The sequence below is a fragment of the Streptomyces sp. TE5632 genome, from assembly GCF_054061295.1.
In genome coordinates this window covers 5,544,120-5,561,545 of sequence record NZ_JBSSEA010000003.1, presented here as the reverse complement: position 1 = coordinate 5,561,545, position 17,426 = coordinate 5,544,120, and the positions used below count along the sequence as shown (strand labels likewise).

Below are 17,426 nucleotides of genomic sequence, written 5' to 3'. Positions count from 1 at the left end.
GCTGTGACACAACTGATGTAACACCAGTGATGCTAAGAACACGTTCCATCCGGCACAAGAGGCCGAGCAAGCGCTTGGCCACGCGTTTCGGCCACTCTACGGTGCGGTCCGCGCCGTGCTCCCGCTCGGCGCGGCGTTTCCACCGCGGTCATCGGGTTCCGCACACCTCACGCTAGCCTCGGCCACCGACAGCGGCACGACCACGGAGCCAGGGGCGCCACGATCACGAGGGGCGCCACGACAAGGGGTGTCATGAACAGGATGAATGGGACGGACGGCCGTCCCTACGACATCGTGCTCTTCGGAGCCACCGGCTTCGTCGGGACGCTCACCGCCGAGTACCTCGCCGCCCACGCGCCCTCCGGTCTGCGCTGGGCGATCGCGGGCCGTTCCCCCGAGAAGCTGGAGCGCCTGCGGGAGCGGCTGGAACGGTCCTCCGGCGCGCCGGAGATCGGGGTGCTGCGGGCGGACGTGTCCGACCCGGCCTCGTTGCGCACGCTCGCCGAGCACGCGCGTGTGGTGGCCACGACCGTGGGCCCCTATGTGACCTACGGCGAGGAACTCGTCGCCGCCTGCGCGGACACCGGCACCGACTACCTCGACCTCACCGGTGAACCGGAGTTCGTGGACCTGATGTACGTCCGCCACGACGCACGCGCGCGGGAGACCGGCGCGCGCCTGGTGCACGCCTGCGGCTTCGACTCGGTTCCGCACGACCTGGGCGCGTATTTCACCGTGCGGCAGCTGCCGGAGGGGGTGCCGCTGACGGTGGACGGTTTCGTGACCGCCGACGCCACCTTCTCGGGCGGGACCTTCGCCTCGGCGCTGGGCCAGTTCGCCCGGCCCCGGCAGCTCCGCGCGGCGGCCCGGGACCGGCTGCGGCACGAGCCGCGGCTGATGGGGCGCCGGGTGTCGGCGCCGTCGGGCGGGCCGCGCTACGCCCCCGAGGTCGGCGCCTGGGCGCTGCCCCTGCCGACCATCGACGCGCGGATCGTGCGCCGGTCGGCGAAGGCGCTCGACCGGTACGGGCCCGACTTCCGCTACCGGCACTACGCGGCCGTCCGGCACCTGCCGTTCGCGGTGGGCGGGGTCGCGGCCGTGGCCGCGCTGGTCGCGGCGGCCCAACTGCCGCCCCTGCGGCGCCGTCTGTCCGACCGGCTGGCACCCGGTGACGGACCGGGACCCGAGAAGCGCGCCAGGAGCTGGTTCACCGTCCGCTTCGTGGGCGAGGGCGGCGGACGGCGGGTCTACACGGAGGTCGCGGGCGGCGACCCCGGCTACGACGAGACGGCGAAGATGCTCGCCGAGGCGGCGCTCTGCCTGGCCCTCGACGACCTCCCGCCGGCCTCGGGACAGGTCACCACCGCGGTGTCGATGGGCGACGCGCTGATCGAGCGGCTGCGGGCCGCGGGCATCCGCTTCCGCGTCGCCGCGACCCGCCCGTCCTGAGCCCGGGTTGAGACTTTTCGATGCTCGTCTCCCGCAGGCCGACCACGCCTTTCACCCAAGTCTCAAAGGGGAGTTCAATGAAACAATCGAGGGTATGCGATTCCTTCTCGAAGTGAGCATGGACGACGAGGCATTGGCCGAAAATCCCGCGGGTGAGCTGGGGCGGATTCTGCGGTACTGGGGCGGGAACCTGCGCCACTACCCGATGAAGCCCGGGGACGAAGCGGAGATCTACGACTCGGAGTACCGCGAGGTGGGACGCTGGCGCGTCGAGCAGGACGAGCGGCAGGAAACCGCCTAGGCGCCGGCGCCCGCCGCCTCCGCCGCCTCCCGCAGGGCCCGGCGGCACAGGGCGTCCGCTCTGCGGGTGGTTTCCGGGAGACGGTACGCGGGGGTCAGCGCGAGGGTGTGGGCGCGGGCGTTGGCGAGGGTCACCCGGTGGCCGACCGAGACGAAGACCGGCTTGACGGCGTCCCGGGTGCGCAGGGCCAGGCCGACCTCCTCGGCCCCGGCGAGCAGCGGAGCCGTGCTGCCGCGCGGGGTCGCCGGGGTCGTGAAAGTGAAGGTGAAGGGGTTCTTGGCGACGCCGATCGTCGGCAGTCCGGTGAGCACCCCGAGGTGACTGGCGAGACCGAAGCGGCGGGGGTGGGCGAGTCCGTAGCCGTCGCAGACGACCAGTCCCGGCGGGCACGGCAGGGCGTCGAGGGCGGCCAGGACGGTGGGGATCTCCCGGAAGGCGAGCAGGCCCGGAACGTACGGGAAGGAGATCCGGCCGACGGCCGTGGCCTCGGCCACGACCTCCAGGCTGCCCGCGTCCAGGACCACGGCCGCCGCCGCGACGAGGTCCCGCTCGTCGTCGTACGCCACGTCCACCCCGGTGACACGGCCCGTTCCGGGCGGCGGGCCGGGCTCGTCGAGCACCACCCGCCCGCGCAGTCCGTCCTGGACCGCGCGGGCCTGCTCCTCGGTCGTGGGCCAGTCCGCGGGGATGCGTACGTTCGTCATGGTGGCGACGAGCCTACGGGCCCGGGGTCTTTCGCGGCGGGGCGGGTCCCGCGCAGGCCGCGTGTACCACCCGCCGGGAGACTTCGGCCACTCGGACGCATGAAGGCGGTGACAGAGGTCACTCTGTTCTGGTGGGCACGGATTGGCTGATTCCGTCGTCTCTTTGAGTAGGCCGCCCTATCCGCCCGGAAGCCGTTCAGCCGTCGTTCAGCCGTCACGAGGGAGCAAGGCGTTGTCCACCGTCATCGAGCAGCCCGTCGAAGCCCGGCTCGTCGCCGCCGCGCCGCGGATGCCGAGCATTCCCGCCACTTTGCACTACGACCGGAGCGACCCGTTCGCCGTGCGTATGACCTTCCCCGCCCCCGCCACCCTGGAGGGCGTCGAGGTCTGCTGGACCTTCGCCCGCGAACTGCTCTCCGCGGGGCTGCACGAACCCGAGGGCCACGGCGACGTACGGGTGCGGCCGTACGGCTACGACCGGACGGTGCTGGAGTTCCACGCGCCCGAGGGAACCGCCGTCGTCCATGTCCGCTCGGGCGAGATCCGCAGATTCCTCGAGGCCGCCGGCGAACTCGTGCCGGTCGGCCTGGAGCACCTTCAGTTCGACCTGGACCACGACCTCGCGGAACTGATCCGCGACGCCTGCTGAGCCCCGGCGTGGGGCGAGCCGGGCGCCCGTGCCCGGAAAAGCGTTTGCGGACCGCCCACCCGGTTGACAGCCTGCGATCATGAATACCCCTGTCCCCCGCGACCCCGCCCCCGGCGTCACGCCGACACCCCCGGCAGAGGGCTGGATCACCACCCCGCTCACCGAGGAGCTGCTGCGCGGCGCGCTCGAACTGGAGCGGACCGCGCGGGGAGTGCAACCGCACCGGCTGCCCGCCCGGGCCCGCGCGCAGGGTGCCGACGGTCAGCTGAACATGGCGGAGGCGCAACCCTCCGGCGTCCGGCTGGTGTTCCGCACCCGGGCCACCGCCATCGAGCTGGACGCGCTCCGCACCAAGATGGCCTACGAGGGCGCCCCGCCCCGTCCGGACGGCCTCTACGACCTGCTGATCGACGGCGAACCGGCCGGGCAGACCGAGGTCACCGGTGGGAACGTCATGCTGGTGGACATGGCCACGGGCTCCGCCGACCTGCGGCCGGGCCCCGTCGGCACCGCCCGGTTCGCCGGGCTTCCGGACCATGACAAGCGCGTCGAGATCTGGCTCCCGCACAACGAGATGACCCAGTTGATCGCCCTGCGCACCGACGCCCCCGTGGAGCCGGTGGCCGGTGGGGACCGCAGGGTGTGGCTGCACCACGGCAGCTCGATCAGCCACGGGTCCGACGCCGCGAGCCCGACCACCACCTGGCCGGCGCTGGCCGCCTCCCTCGGCGGGGTGGACCTGGTCAATCTGGGGCTGAGCGGCAGCGCGCTGCTCGACCCGTTCACCGCGCGGGCGATGCGGGACACCCCCGCGGACCTGATCAGTGTCAAGATCGGGATCAACCTGGTCAACGCCGATCTGCTGCGGCTGCGTGCCTTCGCACCGGCGGTGCACGGCTTCCTCGACACCATCCGCGACGGCCATCCGACGACGCCGCTGCTGGTCGTCTCGCCGATCCTGTGCCCCCTCCACGAGGACACCCCGGGCCCGAGCGTCCCCGACTTCAGCACCATCGGCGAGGGCCGGCTCCGGTTCGCGGCCATGGGGAACCCCGAGGAACGGGCCGCCGGCAAGCTCACCCTCAACGTCATACGGGAGGAGCTGGCCCGGCTGGTGGAGCAGCGGGCCGCCGACGACCCGAACCTGTACTACCTGGACGGTCGCGAGCTCTACGGCGAGGCGGACCACGCCGAGCTGCCGCTGCCCGACGCGCTGCACCCGGACGCCGCCACGCACCGTCGCATCGGCGAGCGCTTCGCGAAGCTGGCCTTCGGCGACGGCGGGCCGTTCGCCGGCTGAACCGCCCGGCTTCCTGGCCGCCCGTCCGCCGCTCCGAAATCGCGTTGACAGCGAATCGGGCCTCTCGTACCGTTCATAACGCTTCTGTTGCCGTCGATCGGAGAGGGACGTTGCTCGTCTGAGGTCCTGAGACACCGCGTCACACCTGTGTGGTGTGCACGTCGCGTGCGACCTCGGCGTACGAGCCGTCCTTGCGGAACAGGGCTTTTTTCATGCCCGGACCCTCCCGCCCGGCCTGTCGTCCCGCGGTGTCTCGATACGCGTTCGCACCCGACCGCATCACGCAACCGCGCGGAGGCCCGTATGCCCGCATCCATCACCTGTACCTCCCTGTCCTTCACCTGGCCCGACGGCACCCCCGTCTTCGAGGGCCTCGACGCCGCCTTCGGTCCCGGCCGGACCGGACTCATCGGCGTCAACGGGTCAGGAAAATCAACCCTGCTGAAGCTCATCGCCGGTGAACTCCGGCCGGCCGCCGGCGCCGTACGCGTCGCCGGCGAGGTGGGGTACCTGCCGCAGAACGTGACGCTCGACACCGCGCTGAGGGTCGACGACGCTCTCGGCATCGCCGCGCAGCGCGCCGCACTGCACGCCATCGAGGCGGGCGACGTGGCCGAGGCGCACTTCGAGACCGTCGGCGACGACTGGGACGTGGAGGAACGCGCCCTGGCCACCCTCGGTGAACTCGGCCTCGGACAAATCGGGTTGGACCGCACCATCGGCGAGGTGTCGGGCGGCGAGTCGGTGCTGCTACGGCTGGCCGCGCTGCTGCTGGGCCGGCCCGACGTGCTGCTGCTCGACGAGCCCACCAACAATCTCGACCTGTACGCACGCAGACGGCTGTACACGGCCGTCGAGGACTGGCCGGGCCTCATGGTCGTGGTCAGCCATGACCGCGACCTCCTGGAGCTGGTCGACCAGATCGCCGATCTGCGCTCCGGAGAGGTCACCTGGTACGGCGGCAACTACTCGGCCTACGAGGAGGCGCTCACGATCGAACAGGAGGCGGCGGAACGCACGGTGCGGGCCGCCGAGTCGGATCTGCGCAAGCAGAAGCGCGAACTGGCGGACGCCCAGGTCAAATTGGCCCGCCGCAAGCGGTACGGGCAGAAGATGTGGGACAGCAAACGCGAACCGAAGATCGTGATGGGCGCCCGCAAGCGCGCGGCACAGGAGTCCGCGGGCAAACACCGCATCATGCACGAGGAGAAGCTCGCCGGAGCCAAGGAGCGACTCGACGAGGCGGTGGAGGCCGTACGGGACGACGACGAGATCCGTGTCGACCTGCCGCACACCGCCGTACCACCGGGGCGCACCGTCCTCACCCTCAGGGGTCTGGAACTGGCTTACGGCGCCCGGGTGGAGGGCCACTTCGAGCTGCGGGGCCCCGAGCGGGTCGCGCTGATCGGGCGCAACGGCGCGGGCAAGACGACGCTGCTGCGCACCGTCGCGGGCGAGCTTTCGCCGGTGTCCGGCGAGGCGACGGCACAGGTACCGCTGCGGTTCCTGCCGCAACGGCTCGACGTCCTCGACGGCGAGCTCAGCGTCGCCGAGAACGTGGCCCGCTTCGCGCCGGGTGCCACCGACAACCGGATCCGGGCGAGGCTCGCCCGCTTCCTGTTCCGGGGTGCCCGCGCCGACCAGAAGGCGCTGACGCTCTCCGGCGGCGAGCGCTTCCGGGCGGCACTGGCCGCGCTGATGCTGGCCGAGCCCGCGCCCCAGCTGCTGATGCTGGACGAGCCGACCAACAACCTCGACATCGCGAGCGTCCGCCGGCTCACCACGGCCCTGGAGTCCTACGAGGGGGCGCTGATCGTGGCCAGCCACGACCTGCCGTTCCTGGAGTCGGTCGGGATCACGCGATGGCTGCTGTTGGAGGAGGGAGAACTGAGGGAGACCACACCGGACGCCGTCGGCTGACCGGCCCTCCGCAGGCATGGCCCTCCGCAGGCATGGACCAGGACGGCATGGACCAGGACGGCCCGGCTGGTTACCGGCGGTAGATCTCACCGCCGCCAGGGGTGGCCCCGACCGGCTTCTCCCTGCATGATGGCTGCGCCGTCATCCGTGGGAGACCGGCCGGCCCACCGGCGCCCTCGGTGACGGTGCCAGACTGCCCCGTCCGATACGGAGTCACGCTCGTGCCCAGCAAGAAGGCCCTCGTCCGCCGTCCCGGCCCCCGACTGGCCGAAGGGCTGGTGACACACATCGAGCGGGAGGGCGTCGACGTCGGTCGCGCGCTGGAGCAGTGGGAGGCGTACACCGAGGCGCTGCGCGGCCACGGCTGGGAGACGGTCGAGGTGGATCCGGCCGACGACTGCCCCGACTCCGTGTTCGTCGAGGACACGGTCGTCATGTACCGGAACGTGGCCCTGATCGCCCGGTCCGGTGCCGAGTCCCGGCGCGCGGAGACCGTCGGGGTCGAGGAGGCCGTGACCGCGCTGGGCTGTTCGGTGAACTGGATCCGGGAGCCGGGCACCCTGGACGGCGGGGACGTGCTCAAGATCGGCGACACCGTGTACGTGGGCCGGGGCGGGAGAACCGACGCGGCCGGGATCCAGCAGCTCCGGGCGACGTTCGAACCGCTGGGCGCCCGGGTCGTCGCCGTGCCCGTGAACGAGGTGCTGCACCTGAAGTCGGCGGTGACGGCGCTGCCGGACGGGACGGTCGTCGGCCACGTCCCGAACCTGGACGCGCCGTCGTTGTTCCCCCGTTTCCTGCCGGTGCCGGAGGAGTCCGGTGCACACGTGGTGCTGCTCGGCGGGGACCGGCTGCTGATGGCGGCGAGCGCGCCGAAGACCGCGGAGCTGTTCGCGGACCTCGGCTACGCGCCGGTGCCGGTGGACATCGGGGAGTTCGAGAAGCTCGAGGGCTGCGTCACCTGCCTCTCGGTCCGACTCCGGGACCTGTACGCCTGACGGGTGACCCTCCTGATCTGCGGCCTTTACAGTGCCCTTAACCTACGGTTTCGTAACCTACGCTTTCGTAGCCTACGATCCCGTAGGTTGTCGGCGCCGCCCGTCGACGACTCCTGTCTGTCCCCGTCCCCCCTGGAGTACCCCATGTCGATCACTTCTCCCCACCTCGGCAGCCCGGCCGTGTGGACCGACGCCCGGCTGTTGTACGCGCTGGAGGAAGTGGTCGAGAAGGAGCTCAACCGACACCTGAAGGTCGCCAAGGACTGGATGCCGCACGAGTACGTGCCGTTCAGCGACGCCCGTAACTTCCCCGGCTTCTTCGAGGACGGCGAGGCGTGGGAGAAGGAGCAGTCCAAGGTCACCGAGGTCGGCCGGATCGCCCTGGTGGTGAACCTGCTGACCGAGGACAACCTCCCGAGCTACCACCACGAGATCGCCACGCTGTTCGGCCGGGAGGGCGCCTGGGGCACCTGGGTGCACCGCTGGACCGCGGAGGAGGGCCGGCACGGCATCGTGATGCGGGACTACCTGCTCGCCTCGCGGGCGGTGGACCCGGACAAGCTCGAGCAGTTCCGCATGTCCCACATGAGCGAGGGCTTCGAGTCGGACAACCGCCACTCGATGCTGCACTCGATCGCCTACGTCGCGTTCCAGGAGCTGGCCACCCGCATCTCGCACCGCAACACCGGCCACCAGTCCGGTGACCCGGTCTGCGACCGGATGCTGGCCCGCATCGCGACCGACGAGAACCTTCACATGGTCTTCTACCGCAACCTGCTCAAGGCGGCGTTCGAGCTCGCCCCCGACCTCACGATGCAGGCGGTGCGGGACGTCGTGGTGAACTTCCGGATGCCGGGGCACGGCATTCCCGGCTTCGAGCGGGCGGCGGCGCAGATGGCGATCGGCGAGGTCTACAACCTGCGCATCCACCACGACGACGTGCTCATGCCGGTGATCCGCCACCTGAAGGTCATGGAGATCGACGGGCTGGGCGCCGAGGGCCGTCAGGCCCAGGAGGAGCTCGGGATGTTCCTCGGCGGTCTGGACTCCGAGGCGGCGAAGTTCGACGAGAAGCTCGCCGCCCGCAAGGCCCGGATGGCGGCGCGCGCGGCCGGCTGACCCCGCACTCCCCGCAGACACCGGCGGGCCGCCCCGGGCAGACCGGGCGGCCCGCTGTTCTGTCTAGCGAGACGTACGCCGTAGCTCCAGCCGTTCCCTCTCCGACAGTCCGCCCCAGACGCCGAAGCGCATGTCGTTGGTCAGGGCGTAGTCGAGGCAGGTGGCGCGGATGGGGCACAGACCGCAGATCCGTTTGGCCTCACGTACCGAACTGCCGGGCTCGGGGAAGAAGAAGTCGCCTCCGGTCTGCGCGCACAGGGCCTCCTGTTGCCAGGCGAGTTCGGGCGACGCGATGGTGTCGATGTGCATGACCGAAAGCGTGCCGACCGTCGAAAAACGTTCGATCAACGCCGGATCAACGCGCCACGCCGAGGACCGCAGGCCTCCACCGGCCACCGTCGGACACCGCAGGACACCGCAGGACACCGCAGGACACCGCAGGACACCGCAGGAACGATGCCCGCGCGGACGCCGGAACGCACGGCGGCGCGCGGAGACATGTCACGCGGAGGCGCGGCGCACCAGCGTCGTCGGGAGGATCACGCCGGCGGGGTCGCCTCCCGCGGTGTCGTGCGGGCGGGCGGTGCGGTCGAGTCCGCGCAGGAGGAGACGGGCCATCAGCCGGCCCATCTCCAGGATGTCCTGGCGGACCGTGGTCAGCGGGGGGTCGGTCTGCTCGGCGAACGGCAGCATGTCGTCGAAGCCGACCACCGCCACGTCGTCCGGTACCCGCCGCCCGTGCTCGCGCAGCACCCGCAGCGCGCCCGCAGCCGTGAGGTCGTTGGCGGCGAACACCGCGTCCAGGCCGGGGCAGCGCTCCAGGAGTTCCCGCATCGCCCGCTCGCCGCCGGCCACGGTGAAGTCGCCCTCCACCACGAGCCGCGGGTCGGCGTCGACCACGGCGTCCCGGAAGCCGTCCAGCCTGTCCACCGCCGAGGTCTGGTCCAGGGCACCGGTGATGTGCGCGACCCGGTTGCGGCCGAGGCCGAGCAGGTGCCGTACGGCGTCGCGGGCGCCGCCCCGGTTGTCGCTGTCGACGTACACGACCCCGTCCCTGCCGCCGGACCAGCCGGGCCGGCCGCCGAACACCGTCGGGACGCCCGCGCGCTGGATCAGTTCGGGCAGCGGGTCGTCGAGGTGGAGCGAGAACACCAGCGCGCCGTCGACATGGCCGCCGGCCAGGTAGCGGGCGACCCGGGCGTGGTCGGCACGGCCCTCGGTGAGCAGCAGCACGAGCTGGTTGTCGTGCGCCGTCAGCTCCTTGCTGATGCCGCGCAGCTGGCGGGCGAAGAAGGGATCGGAGAAGACGCGGCTCTCCGGTTCGGCGACGATGACGGCGATGGCGTCGTGGCGGTTGGTCACCAGGCTGCGGGCTGCCTGGTTGGGCACGTAGCCGAGTTCGTCCACCGCCTGCCGGACCCGCTCGGCCAGGGGTTCGGTGACGCCGTCGGCACCGTTGACCACGCGGGAGACGGTGGCCCGCGAGACCCCGGCCCGCGCGGCCACGGCCTCCAGCGTGGGGCGCGGCACTGTCTCGGTCACGTCGGCGGCTCCTCACCTGCGGCTGCGGATCAGGATAGCCCCGGTCGCGGCAGAGGTGAGAGCGCTCTCGCGGGTGCCCCCGTCAGTGCTCGTGCGCCTCGCCCTCCCCCGCGGGCCCGTGACCGTGCTCGTGCGGCTCGTAGCCGGGGATCGTGCCGTCCGGTTTCTTCACCAGGAACATCCCGGTCATCCCCATGTCGGAGTGGCTCTGGACGTGGCAGTGGTACATCCAGGCGCCCGCCCCCACCCCCTCCCCCGCGATGATCTGGAAGCCGAAGGAGTCCGCCGGGCCCACGATCTTGTTGTCGATGACCTGGCTCGGGTCGTCGGGGCCGGTGAGCATGCCGGTCCGGTTGTCGGCCCAGCGGTGACCGTGCATGTGGAAGGTGTGGTAGTACTCGCCGTGCGTGATCATGACGATCTCGACACGGTCGCCGACGGTGGCCTCGAAGTCGGGGCCGGTGTGGGCGGGCCTGTTGTTGATCGTCATGTCGTTGAAGACGATCGTGTGCGTCCGGTCCGGCAGGACGTCTCCCTTGCGCCGCACGATCACCGGGCCGTACAGGCCGTTGCGGATGCCGCCGGTGCCGTGTTCCGTGCCGACGACGTGGTCGTGGTAGTGCCAGTAGCCGGCGCTGCCGGACCGCCAGGTGCCGTCCGGGCGCCGTCCGGGCTTGTGGGTGCGCCAGGTGTAGGTGCGGGTGTCACCGGGCGCGACGTCGCTGCGGTTCATCCTGGTGCCGTCGCTGGAGATCTCGTAGTCCAGGCCGTGGACGTGCAGGCTCACCGGCACGTCCATGGTGTTCTCGAACTCGATGTGCAGCGTGTCGCCTTCGTTGAGCTCGATCAGGGGGCCGGGGACGGACGCCTTGCCCTTCTCCAGGCCGTAGCCCATCCCTCCGCCGTTCAGTCGTTCGGCGTACAGCTTGATGCGCCTCACCTCGCCGCCGGCGGGCGCGGTCTTCGCCGGCGTGGCGGCGCTGACCGCCTCGGGCCCCAGGGACATCGATGTCGCGACGACCGCGCCGCCCAGCAGCACCCGCCGGTTGAAGTCGCGTCTTTGCATGCCGAACTCTCCCTACTGGTAAGGGACTTGATGGTGCGGATCTGTGAGAGACGTGAGCACAATGGCCGTGATGTTGCTGTCATGAACCTGGAAAACCGTACCGGTCACCCTCTCGTTTATCCACACTCGGGACAAAGTTCGTTTCATTGCGGCCATAGGTATTGGCGTGTGGCGCAAAGCGGTCTAGCTTCCTTGACGCTGTCGCTGCGACCGAAGAGGGGTGGGTGGCCACATGCGGTTCACATCGCATCAAGAACCCATGCGCTTAAAGGGGTTGAGCACAAGAAACACAAGAAGCACCAGAAGCGCGAGAAGGACCGGAGCGGGACGAAGGGCGTGGGCGGCGACCGTCACCGCCGGAGTCGTCGCCGCCGGACTGCTGTCGGGTCCCGCCGCCAGCGCACGCCCGGACGACGACCCGGCCCTGACAACGATGTCGATCAAGTCGCCTCCGGGCGGCGCGGACGTGCGGGTGCTGCTCTTCCACGGTTCCGCCGCGGCCGGTGACGAGTCCCCGGTGGTGAACGCCGGGATCGAGGCGATCGAGAAGATCGGGCTGTCCGGCCCGGCGAACCAGCGGTTCGAGGTCACCGCGACGGACGACGCCTCGGTCTTCACCAACGACAAGAGGCTGGGCCGCTTCAACGCGATCGTGTTCCTCACCGGCGGCGGGGACGTCCTGGATCCGGCCCAGGAGGCGGGCCTGGAGGCCTACATGGAGGCCGGCGGCGGGTTCGTCGGCATTCATGACGCGGCCCGCGCGGAGCCGTACTCGGACTGGTTCACCGGTCTCATCGGCGCCCGTCCGGCCGCGTCCGGCCCGGCGGGGGTCCAGCGCGCGACCGTCGAGGTCGGCGACCGGCGGCATCCGGCGACCAAGAGCCTGCCGCAGGAGTGGAAGCGGCCCGACAAGTGGCTGAACTGGACGAAGAACCCGTCCGGCGAGGTGCACACCGTGGCCAGGGTCCGCGAGTCGACCTACCGGCCCGGATCGAGCGCCAACGGCGCGGACCACCCGGTGAGCTGGTGCCGCGACTACGACGGCGGCCGGTCCTTCTACACCGGGATGGGCGGCACGGTGTCGTCGTACGACGAGACCGACTTCCGTGACCACCTGCGCGGCGCCCTGCTGTGGACCACTCGGCTCGTCCAGGCGGACTGCAAGGCGACCATCAACGGCAACTACGCGGCGGAGCGGCTCACCCGGCCCAACCAGCCGGGCCAGAACGACCAGATCGGCGAGCCGCACGGACTGGTCACCGCCCCCGACGGCCGCGTCTTCTACATCGGCCGCGGCGGCGCCGACTCCTCCCAGCCGGTGATCACCGACTGGAACAACCCCGACATCGGCAAGGGCAAGGGCGAGATCCACGTCTACGACCCGAAGACCGGGAAGGTCACCCTGGCCGGCGCACTCACCGTCTTCGGGAACAAGGGCGGCGGCGACGAACTGGTCAAGGTCGAGGAGGGGCTGCTCGGCATCGAGCTGGACCCGGCGTTCGAGCGGAACGGGTGGGTGTATCTGCACTACACCCCCCACTCGGAGATCGACCGCGTCAAGCGCATGGCCGACCGCCGGGTCTCCCGCTTCACGTTCGACGAGTCCACCGGCAAGCTGGACCTGCGCAGTGAGAAGGTGCTGCTCGACTGGCCGGTGCAGATCCACAGTTGCTGCCATGCGGGCGGCGGGCTGGCCTGGGACTCCAAGGGCAACCTGTACATCGCCACCGGTGACAACAACTCCAGCGGTTTCAGCGGCGGTTACTCGGGCAACAACCCCGAGCCGAACTTCAGGGGCGTCTCCTTCGCGGACGCGCGCCGCACGGCCGGCAACACCAACAACCTCAACGGCAAGATCCTGCGCATCCACCCGGAGCCGGACGGGACGTACACGCTCCCCGAGGGCAATCTGTTCACCGGCAAGGAGAGCGCCGAGGGCGGCGGCAAGACGCGCGGCGAGATCTACGTGATGGGTGTGCGCAACCCGGCGCGCATCTTCGTCGACCCGGTGACCGACGTGCTCTACGCCGGCTGGGTCGGTCCGGACGCGGGGCAGCCGTCGACGACCTGGGGCCCGGCCAAGTACGACACCTTCGCCGCGATCACCAAGGCGTCCAACCGCGGCTGGCCGTACTGCATGGGCGACAAGCAGCCCTACCGGGACCGCAATCTGCCCGATCCGTCCCAGCCGCTGGGCTGGTACGACTGCGACCGCCCGAAGAACGAGTCGCCGAACAACGACGGCCTGGTCAACCTGCCTCCGGTGACCGGCAACAACATCTGGTACTCGCCGCAGGGCGGCGGCCCGGTCTTCCCCCGGGACGTAAACGGCATCCCCTCCTACAAGCAGGAGGAGACCACCTACGAGCTGCCCTGGCTCAAGGGCGGCGGGCAGGCCGCGATGAACGGGCCCGTCTACCGCTTCGACGAGGCGAACGGCAGTGACACCAAGTGGCCGGCCTACTGGGACGGCAAGTGGTTCGTCGGCGACTTCTACGACGCCGACCAGCCGCGCAACGCGGTGCTCATGAACCCGAGGACCCAGGGTGACGGCGGACTGCCGGTGCACTCGGAGTCCCTGAAGAAGATCGTGCCGATCGGAAACGACGGCATCAAGAACCTGATGGACTGGAAGTTCGGTCCGGACGGCGCGTTGTACGTCCTCGACTACGGCCGCGGCTTCTTCACCTCGGACGCCAAGTCCGCTCTGTGGCGGGTCACCTACAAGGGCGGCGGCCCGACCCCGGCCGCCGGTCAGCTGGCGAGGGGAACCGAGTGATACGGCAACGTAGATTCTGGGCCGCCCTGTTGGCCGCCCTGCTCATGACGCTCGGGCTGCAGACCGTCTCTGCGGCCGACGACACCGAGGCCCCCGGGGCCGAGGCGGCGGACCAGGTGCTCACCTGGACCGCGGGCAACGACATCGACAAGTACCTCTCGGCACCGGCGACCGCGGTGGCCGGACCGGCGACGATCGTCTTCGAGAACAGCGTGGCCACCGGCAACACCACCGGCATGCCGCACACGTTGACGTTCGTCACCTCGGACCCCGAGTTCAACGACGACGTCCAGCTCAACATCCTGGCCAACCCCAACGACGCCCAGAAAGGCCGGTACACCGCCGAGGTCACGCTCACCCCGGGCCGCTACTTCTACCACTGCACGATCCCCGGCCACGGTCAGATGCAGGGCATCCTGGTGGTGACCGAGGGCAGCGGTGAGGACACCACGGCGCCCGAGGCGAGTGCGGAGGTGACCGGCGCGCGGAACGCCGAGGGCGCCTACGTCGGTTCGGCGAGTGTCGCCGTCACGGCGACCGACGAGGGCTCGGGCGTGGACCGGATCGAGTACGCGATCGGCGCCGACGGAGCCTGGCAGCCGTACACCGCGCCGGTCGTCGTCGACCAGGTCGGTACGCACACGGTGCGCTACCGCGCCCTGGACAAGGCGGGCAACGTCTCGGCGGAGCGGAACGTCGGGTTCACCGTCGTCGCCCCGCCGACGGACGACACCACCGCACCGGAGACCTCGGCGACGGTGGACGGTGAGAAGAACGCCGACGGCGCGTACATCGACATGGCGACCGTCACCGTCACCGCCTCCGACACGGGCTCCGGTGTCAACACCATCGAGTACGCGATCGGTTCCGGCGCCTGGCGGGCGTACACCGGCCCGGTGATGGTGCATCAGGTCGGTACGCACACCGTGCGCTACCGCGCCACGGACAAGGCGGGCAACGCGGCGGCCGAGAAGAGCGTCGGGTTCACCGTCGTCTCCGCGCCCCCGCAGGACACCACCCCGCCGGTGACCGGCGTGACCGTCGAGGGTTCGAAGAACTCCGCCGGGGCGTACGTCGGCAGCGCGAGGGTGACCGTCAGCGCCACCGACGGGCCCGGTTCCGGCGTCGCCGGCATCGAGTACTCGCTCGACGGCGGGCCCTACCTGGCGTACACGGCGCCCGTGGTCGTCGACCGGGCGGGCAGGCACACCCTGGCGTACCGGGCGAGCGACAAGGCGGGCAACACCTCCGCCCCGCTCACGGTGAGCTTCACGGTCGTGTCGGGCCAGGTTCCCCCGCCGCCCTGCCCGGAGTTCGACGAGCGGCTGACGGTGTTCGTCGGCGAGGTCGACTCGGGTGTGCCCAACCGGGTCACCAACAACCGCTGCCGGGTGGGCGAGTTGATCGAGGACGAGAAGGAGTGGACGTCCCACGCGCTGTTCCTGAAGCACGTCAGGGGCGTGCTGGACAAGCTCAAGAAGGAGGGAGTCGTCGACCAGCGGGAGTACCGGGCGATCAACCAGGCGGCCCGCCAGTCCGGGATCGGTACGCCGGGCCGGACCGAGGGCTACCGCACGATCCTGGACGGCAGTGCGGAGTCGTTCGCCAAGTGGCAGCAGGTGGGCGGGGGTTCGTTCGCTCTGAACCCGGACGGGTCGATCACCTCCGGCACCACCAGGGCCGGACTCGGCATGCTGTGGTTCCCCGAGCGCAAGTACGGCGACTTCTCGCTGAAGCTGCAGTGGCGGGACGACGCACCGGGCACCGGCAACGCCAACTCCGGTGTGTTCGTGCGGTTCCCGCAGGTGCACGACCACCCGGAGGAGACGCGGCCGGAGTGGGTCGCCATCAAGTACGGGCACGAGGTGCAGGTGTTCGACTCCCCCACCGGCGACATGTACAAGACGGGCTCGGTCTACGGCTTCGACCGGGTGGGCCTGGCCGGTGCGGGCGTGACGCAGAAGGGCACCTGGAACGACTACGAGATCCGCGTGGTGGACCAGCACTACGCGGTCTACCGCAACGGTGTGCTGATCAACGAGTTCGACAACAACGGCGGTCAGGACTTCACCCCGCCGCGCTCGGACGACCCGGGCACGGACGGACGGCGGTTCGCCTCCGGCTACGTCGGGCTCCAGGTCCACGGCACCACCGACGTGGTCTCGTACCGGGACGTCCGGATCAAGGAACTGCCGTGAGACGGCACTGACCGGAAACCGAGTCGAGTCGAGCTGGACCCGGCCGACAGAGGGCCGGGAAGCCGCGGGTCTGCGGCTTCCCGGCCCTGCCCGGACCTCACGGCTGCATGAGCACCTTGACCGCGCCGTCCTGCTTGTGCTGGAACATCTCGTAGGCCCGGGGTGCGTCCGACAGCGGTACGCGGTGGGTGGCGAAGTCCTCGACGCCGAGGGGGTCGTCGTCCGTGAGGTGGGGGATGATCTCGTCGCTCCAGCGGCGTACGTTCGCCTGCCCCATGCGCATCTGGATCTGCTTGTCGAACAGGGTGAGCATGGGCATCGGGTCGGCCATGCCGCCGTAGACGCCGGTGATCGAGATGGTGCCGCCGCGCCGCACGAGTTCGATCGCGGTGTGGAGGGCGGCGAGGCGGTCGACGCTGAAGCGTTCCGCCAGGGGCCCGCTCAGCTTGCGGGGCAGCAGCGCGGAGGCGTTCTGCACCATGCGGGCCGCCGCGCTGCCGTGCGCCTCGGTGCCGACGGCGTCGATCACGGCGTCGGGACCGCGGCCGTCGGTCCGGTCGCGGATGGCGGTGACGAGTTCCTTCTCGTCGTCGAAGGAGCGCAGGTCGAAGGTCTCCACGCCCCGGTCACGCGCCCGGCGCAGGCGTTCCGGGACCAGGTCCACGCCGAAGACCCGGTCGGCTCCCTTGAGCCGGGCGATCCTGCAGGCCATGTCGCCGATGGGACCGAGGCCGAGCACGGCGATGCTGCCGCCCTTCGGGACATCGGCGTAGGCGACCGCCTGCCAGGCGGTGGGCAGCACGTCGGAGAGGTAGACGAACCGGTCGTCGGGCGGTCCCTGGGGGACCTTGATGGGGCCGTACTGGGCCTGCGGGACCCGCAGGTACTCGGCCTGGCCGCCCGGCACCGCGCCGTAGAGGCGGGTGTAGCCGAACAGGGCCGCGCCCATGCCCTCGGCGCTGACCTGAGTGGTCTCGCACTGGGTGGGCAGGCCGGTGAGACACATCCAGCAGTTGCCGCAGGCGATCTGGAACGGCACCACGACCCGGTCGCCGGCCTGGAGGTCCGGTACGGCGGCGCCGACCTCCTCGACGATGCCCATCGGCTCGTGGCCGAGGATGTCGCCCGGGGTCATGAACGGGGTGAGCACCTCGTACAGATGCAGGTCGGAGCCGCACAGGCCGGTGGAGGTGATCCGGATGACGGCGTCCGTGGGTTCCTCGATCCGGGGATCGGGCACGTTCTCCATCCTCACGTCCCGCTTTCCCTGCCAGGTCACTGCCCTCATCGCCGCCCGCTCCCTTCGTGGTGGCCGGTGTGCCGTTGCCGCTGTGCTTCTCCGTGGCTTCTCCGTGGCTTCTTCGTGCGGGGTCCCGGGTACCCGAGCGGCCCGTGCCGAAC

At 70.6% G+C, this 17,426-nt stretch carries 14 protein-coding genes; 9 read left to right on the top strand and 5 right to left on the bottom strand.

What is annotated here, in order from left to right:
- Positions 1-252 precede the first annotated feature (252 nt).
- Both ACVW19_RS30500 and ACVW19_RS30495 read left to right on the top strand, forming a co-directional pair.
- Positions 253-1,449 carry a saccharopine dehydrogenase family protein gene (locus ACVW19_RS30500; RefSeq protein ID WP_457463460.1) on the top strand — a complete coding sequence of 399 codons (1,197 nt, stop codon included), beginning with the start codon at positions 253-255 and terminating at the stop codon, positions 1,447-1,449.
- A gap of 94 nt (positions 1,450-1,543) precedes the next feature.
- Positions 1,544-1,750: a hypothetical protein gene (locus ACVW19_RS30495; protein WP_457463458.1), complete on the top strand. Its 207-nt coding sequence runs from the start codon at positions 1,544-1,546 to the stop codon at positions 1,748-1,750.
- On the opposite strand, the gene ACVW19_RS30490 is transcribed toward ACVW19_RS30495, so the two are convergent.
- The gene (locus ACVW19_RS30490; RefSeq protein ID WP_457463456.1) at positions 1,747-2,454 is read right to left on the bottom strand and encodes an endonuclease V; all 708 of its coding nucleotides are present in this window, start codon (positions 2,452-2,454) and stop codon (positions 1,747-1,749) included. The two genes, ACVW19_RS30495 and ACVW19_RS30490, sit on opposite strands and share 4 nt — an antisense overlap.
- Before the next feature lie 232 nt (positions 2,455-2,686).
- Here ACVW19_RS30490 and ssgD point away from each other — a divergent pair, with 232 nt between their 5' ends.
- From ssgD to ACVW19_RS30465, 5 genes are all read left to right on the top strand, one after another.
- Positions 2,687-3,103, top strand: a complete 417-nt coding sequence (ssgD, locus tag ACVW19_RS30485; RefSeq protein WP_457463455.1) for a spore wall synthesis regulator SsgD — start codon at positions 2,687-2,689, stop codon at positions 3,101-3,103.
- Positions 3,104-3,182: 79 nt separating this feature from the next.
- On the top strand, positions 3,183-4,403 hold the full coding sequence (locus tag ACVW19_RS30480; RefSeq protein ID WP_457463454.1) for a GDSL-type esterase/lipase family protein: 1,221 nt from the start codon (positions 3,183-3,185) through the stop codon (positions 4,401-4,403).
- 303 nt (positions 4,404-4,706) lie between these two features.
- Positions 4,707-6,323, top strand: a complete 1,617-nt coding sequence (locus ACVW19_RS30475; protein ID WP_457463452.1) for an ABC-F family ATP-binding cassette domain-containing protein — start codon at positions 4,707-4,709, stop codon at positions 6,321-6,323.
- 221 nt (positions 6,324-6,544) lie between these two features.
- Complete coding sequence (gene ddaH / locus ACVW19_RS30470) at positions 6,545-7,321, top strand: dimethylargininase (RefSeq protein WP_457463451.1); 777 nt, start codon at positions 6,545-6,547, stop codon at positions 7,319-7,321.
- Positions 7,322-7,465: 144 nt separating this feature from the next.
- On the top strand, positions 7,466-8,440 hold the full coding sequence (locus ACVW19_RS30465; RefSeq protein WP_457463449.1) for an acyl-ACP desaturase: 975 nt from the start codon (positions 7,466-7,468) through the stop codon (positions 8,438-8,440).
- Positions 8,441-8,503: 63 nt separating this feature from the next.
- On the opposite strand, the gene ACVW19_RS30460 is transcribed toward ACVW19_RS30465, so the two are convergent.
- The 3 genes from ACVW19_RS30460 to ACVW19_RS30450 all read right to left on the bottom strand — a co-directional run bounded on the left by ACVW19_RS30460 (position 8,504) and on the right by ACVW19_RS30450 (position 11,048).
- On the bottom strand, positions 8,504-8,749 hold the full coding sequence (locus ACVW19_RS30460; protein ID WP_457463447.1) for a WhiB family transcriptional regulator: 246 nt from the start codon (positions 8,747-8,749) through the stop codon (positions 8,504-8,506).
- A 192-nt stretch (positions 8,750-8,941) separates the two neighbouring features.
- Complete coding sequence (locus ACVW19_RS30455) at positions 8,942-9,982, bottom strand: LacI family DNA-binding transcriptional regulator (protein ID WP_457463445.1); 1,041 nt, start codon at positions 9,980-9,982, stop codon at positions 8,942-8,944.
- An 82-nt stretch (positions 9,983-10,064) separates the two neighbouring features.
- Positions 10,065-11,048 (bottom strand): multicopper oxidase domain-containing protein, encoded by a 984-nt coding sequence (locus ACVW19_RS30450; RefSeq protein WP_457463443.1) that lies wholly within the window; start codon positions 11,046-11,048, stop codon positions 10,065-10,067.
- Positions 11,049-11,307: 259 nt separating this feature from the next.
- Between ACVW19_RS30450 and ACVW19_RS30445 the strand changes: the two genes are divergently transcribed.
- Positions 11,308-13,827, top strand: coding sequence for a ThuA domain-containing protein (locus ACVW19_RS30445; RefSeq protein WP_457463441.1), 2,520 nt, complete (start codon positions 11,308-11,310; stop codon positions 13,825-13,827).
- Between the two features lie 44 nt (positions 13,828-13,871).
- Positions 13,872-16,025, top strand: coding sequence for an OmpL47-type beta-barrel domain-containing protein (locus ACVW19_RS30440; RefSeq protein ID WP_457464847.1), 2,154 nt, complete (start codon positions 13,872-13,874; stop codon positions 16,023-16,025).
- Between the two features lie 97 nt (positions 16,026-16,122).
- Here the strand turns inward: ACVW19_RS30440 and ACVW19_RS30435 are convergent, their stop codons facing one another.
- Positions 16,123-17,313, bottom strand: coding sequence for a zinc-dependent alcohol dehydrogenase (locus ACVW19_RS30435; RefSeq protein WP_457463439.1), 1,191 nt, complete (start codon positions 17,311-17,313; stop codon positions 16,123-16,125).
- Positions 17,314-17,426 lie beyond the last annotated feature (113 nt).

Excerpts from the sequence above, each read along its gene's own strand:
- ACVW19_RS30500 (WP_457463460.1), top strand. The coding sequence starts at position 253 with ATGAACAGGATGAATGGGACGGACGGCCGTCCCTACGACATCGTGCTC.
- ACVW19_RS30495 (WP_457463458.1), top strand. The coding sequence starts at position 1,544 with ATGCGATTCCTTCTCGAAGTGAGCATGGACGACGAGGCATTGGCCGAA.
- ACVW19_RS30490 (WP_457463456.1), bottom strand. The coding sequence starts at position 2,454 with ATGACGAACGTACGCATCCCCGCGGACTGGCCCACGACCGAGGAGCAG.
- ACVW19_RS30480 (WP_457463454.1), top strand. The coding sequence starts at position 3,183 with ATGAATACCCCTGTCCCCCGCGACCCCGCCCCCGGCGTCACGCCGACA.
- ACVW19_RS30475 (WP_457463452.1), top strand. The coding sequence starts at position 4,707 with ATGCCCGCATCCATCACCTGTACCTCCCTGTCCTTCACCTGGCCCGAC.
- ACVW19_RS30465 (WP_457463449.1), top strand. The coding sequence starts at position 7,466 with ATGTCGATCACTTCTCCCCACCTCGGCAGCCCGGCCGTGTGGACCGAC.
- ACVW19_RS30460 (WP_457463447.1), bottom strand. The coding sequence starts at position 8,749 with ATGCACATCGACACCATCGCGTCGCCCGAACTCGCCTGGCAACAGGAG.
- ACVW19_RS30450 (WP_457463443.1), bottom strand. The coding sequence starts at position 11,048 with ATGCAAAGACGCGACTTCAACCGGCGGGTGCTGCTGGGCGGCGCGGTC.
- ACVW19_RS30445 (WP_457463441.1), top strand. The coding sequence starts at position 11,308 with ATGCGCTTAAAGGGGTTGAGCACAAGAAACACAAGAAGCACCAGAAGC.
- ACVW19_RS30440 (WP_457464847.1), top strand. The coding sequence starts at position 13,872 with ATGACGCTCGGGCTGCAGACCGTCTCTGCGGCCGACGACACCGAGGCC.
- ACVW19_RS30435 (WP_457463439.1), bottom strand. The coding sequence starts at position 17,313 with ATGAGGGCAGTGACCTGGCAGGGAAAGCGGGACGTGAGGATGGAGAAC.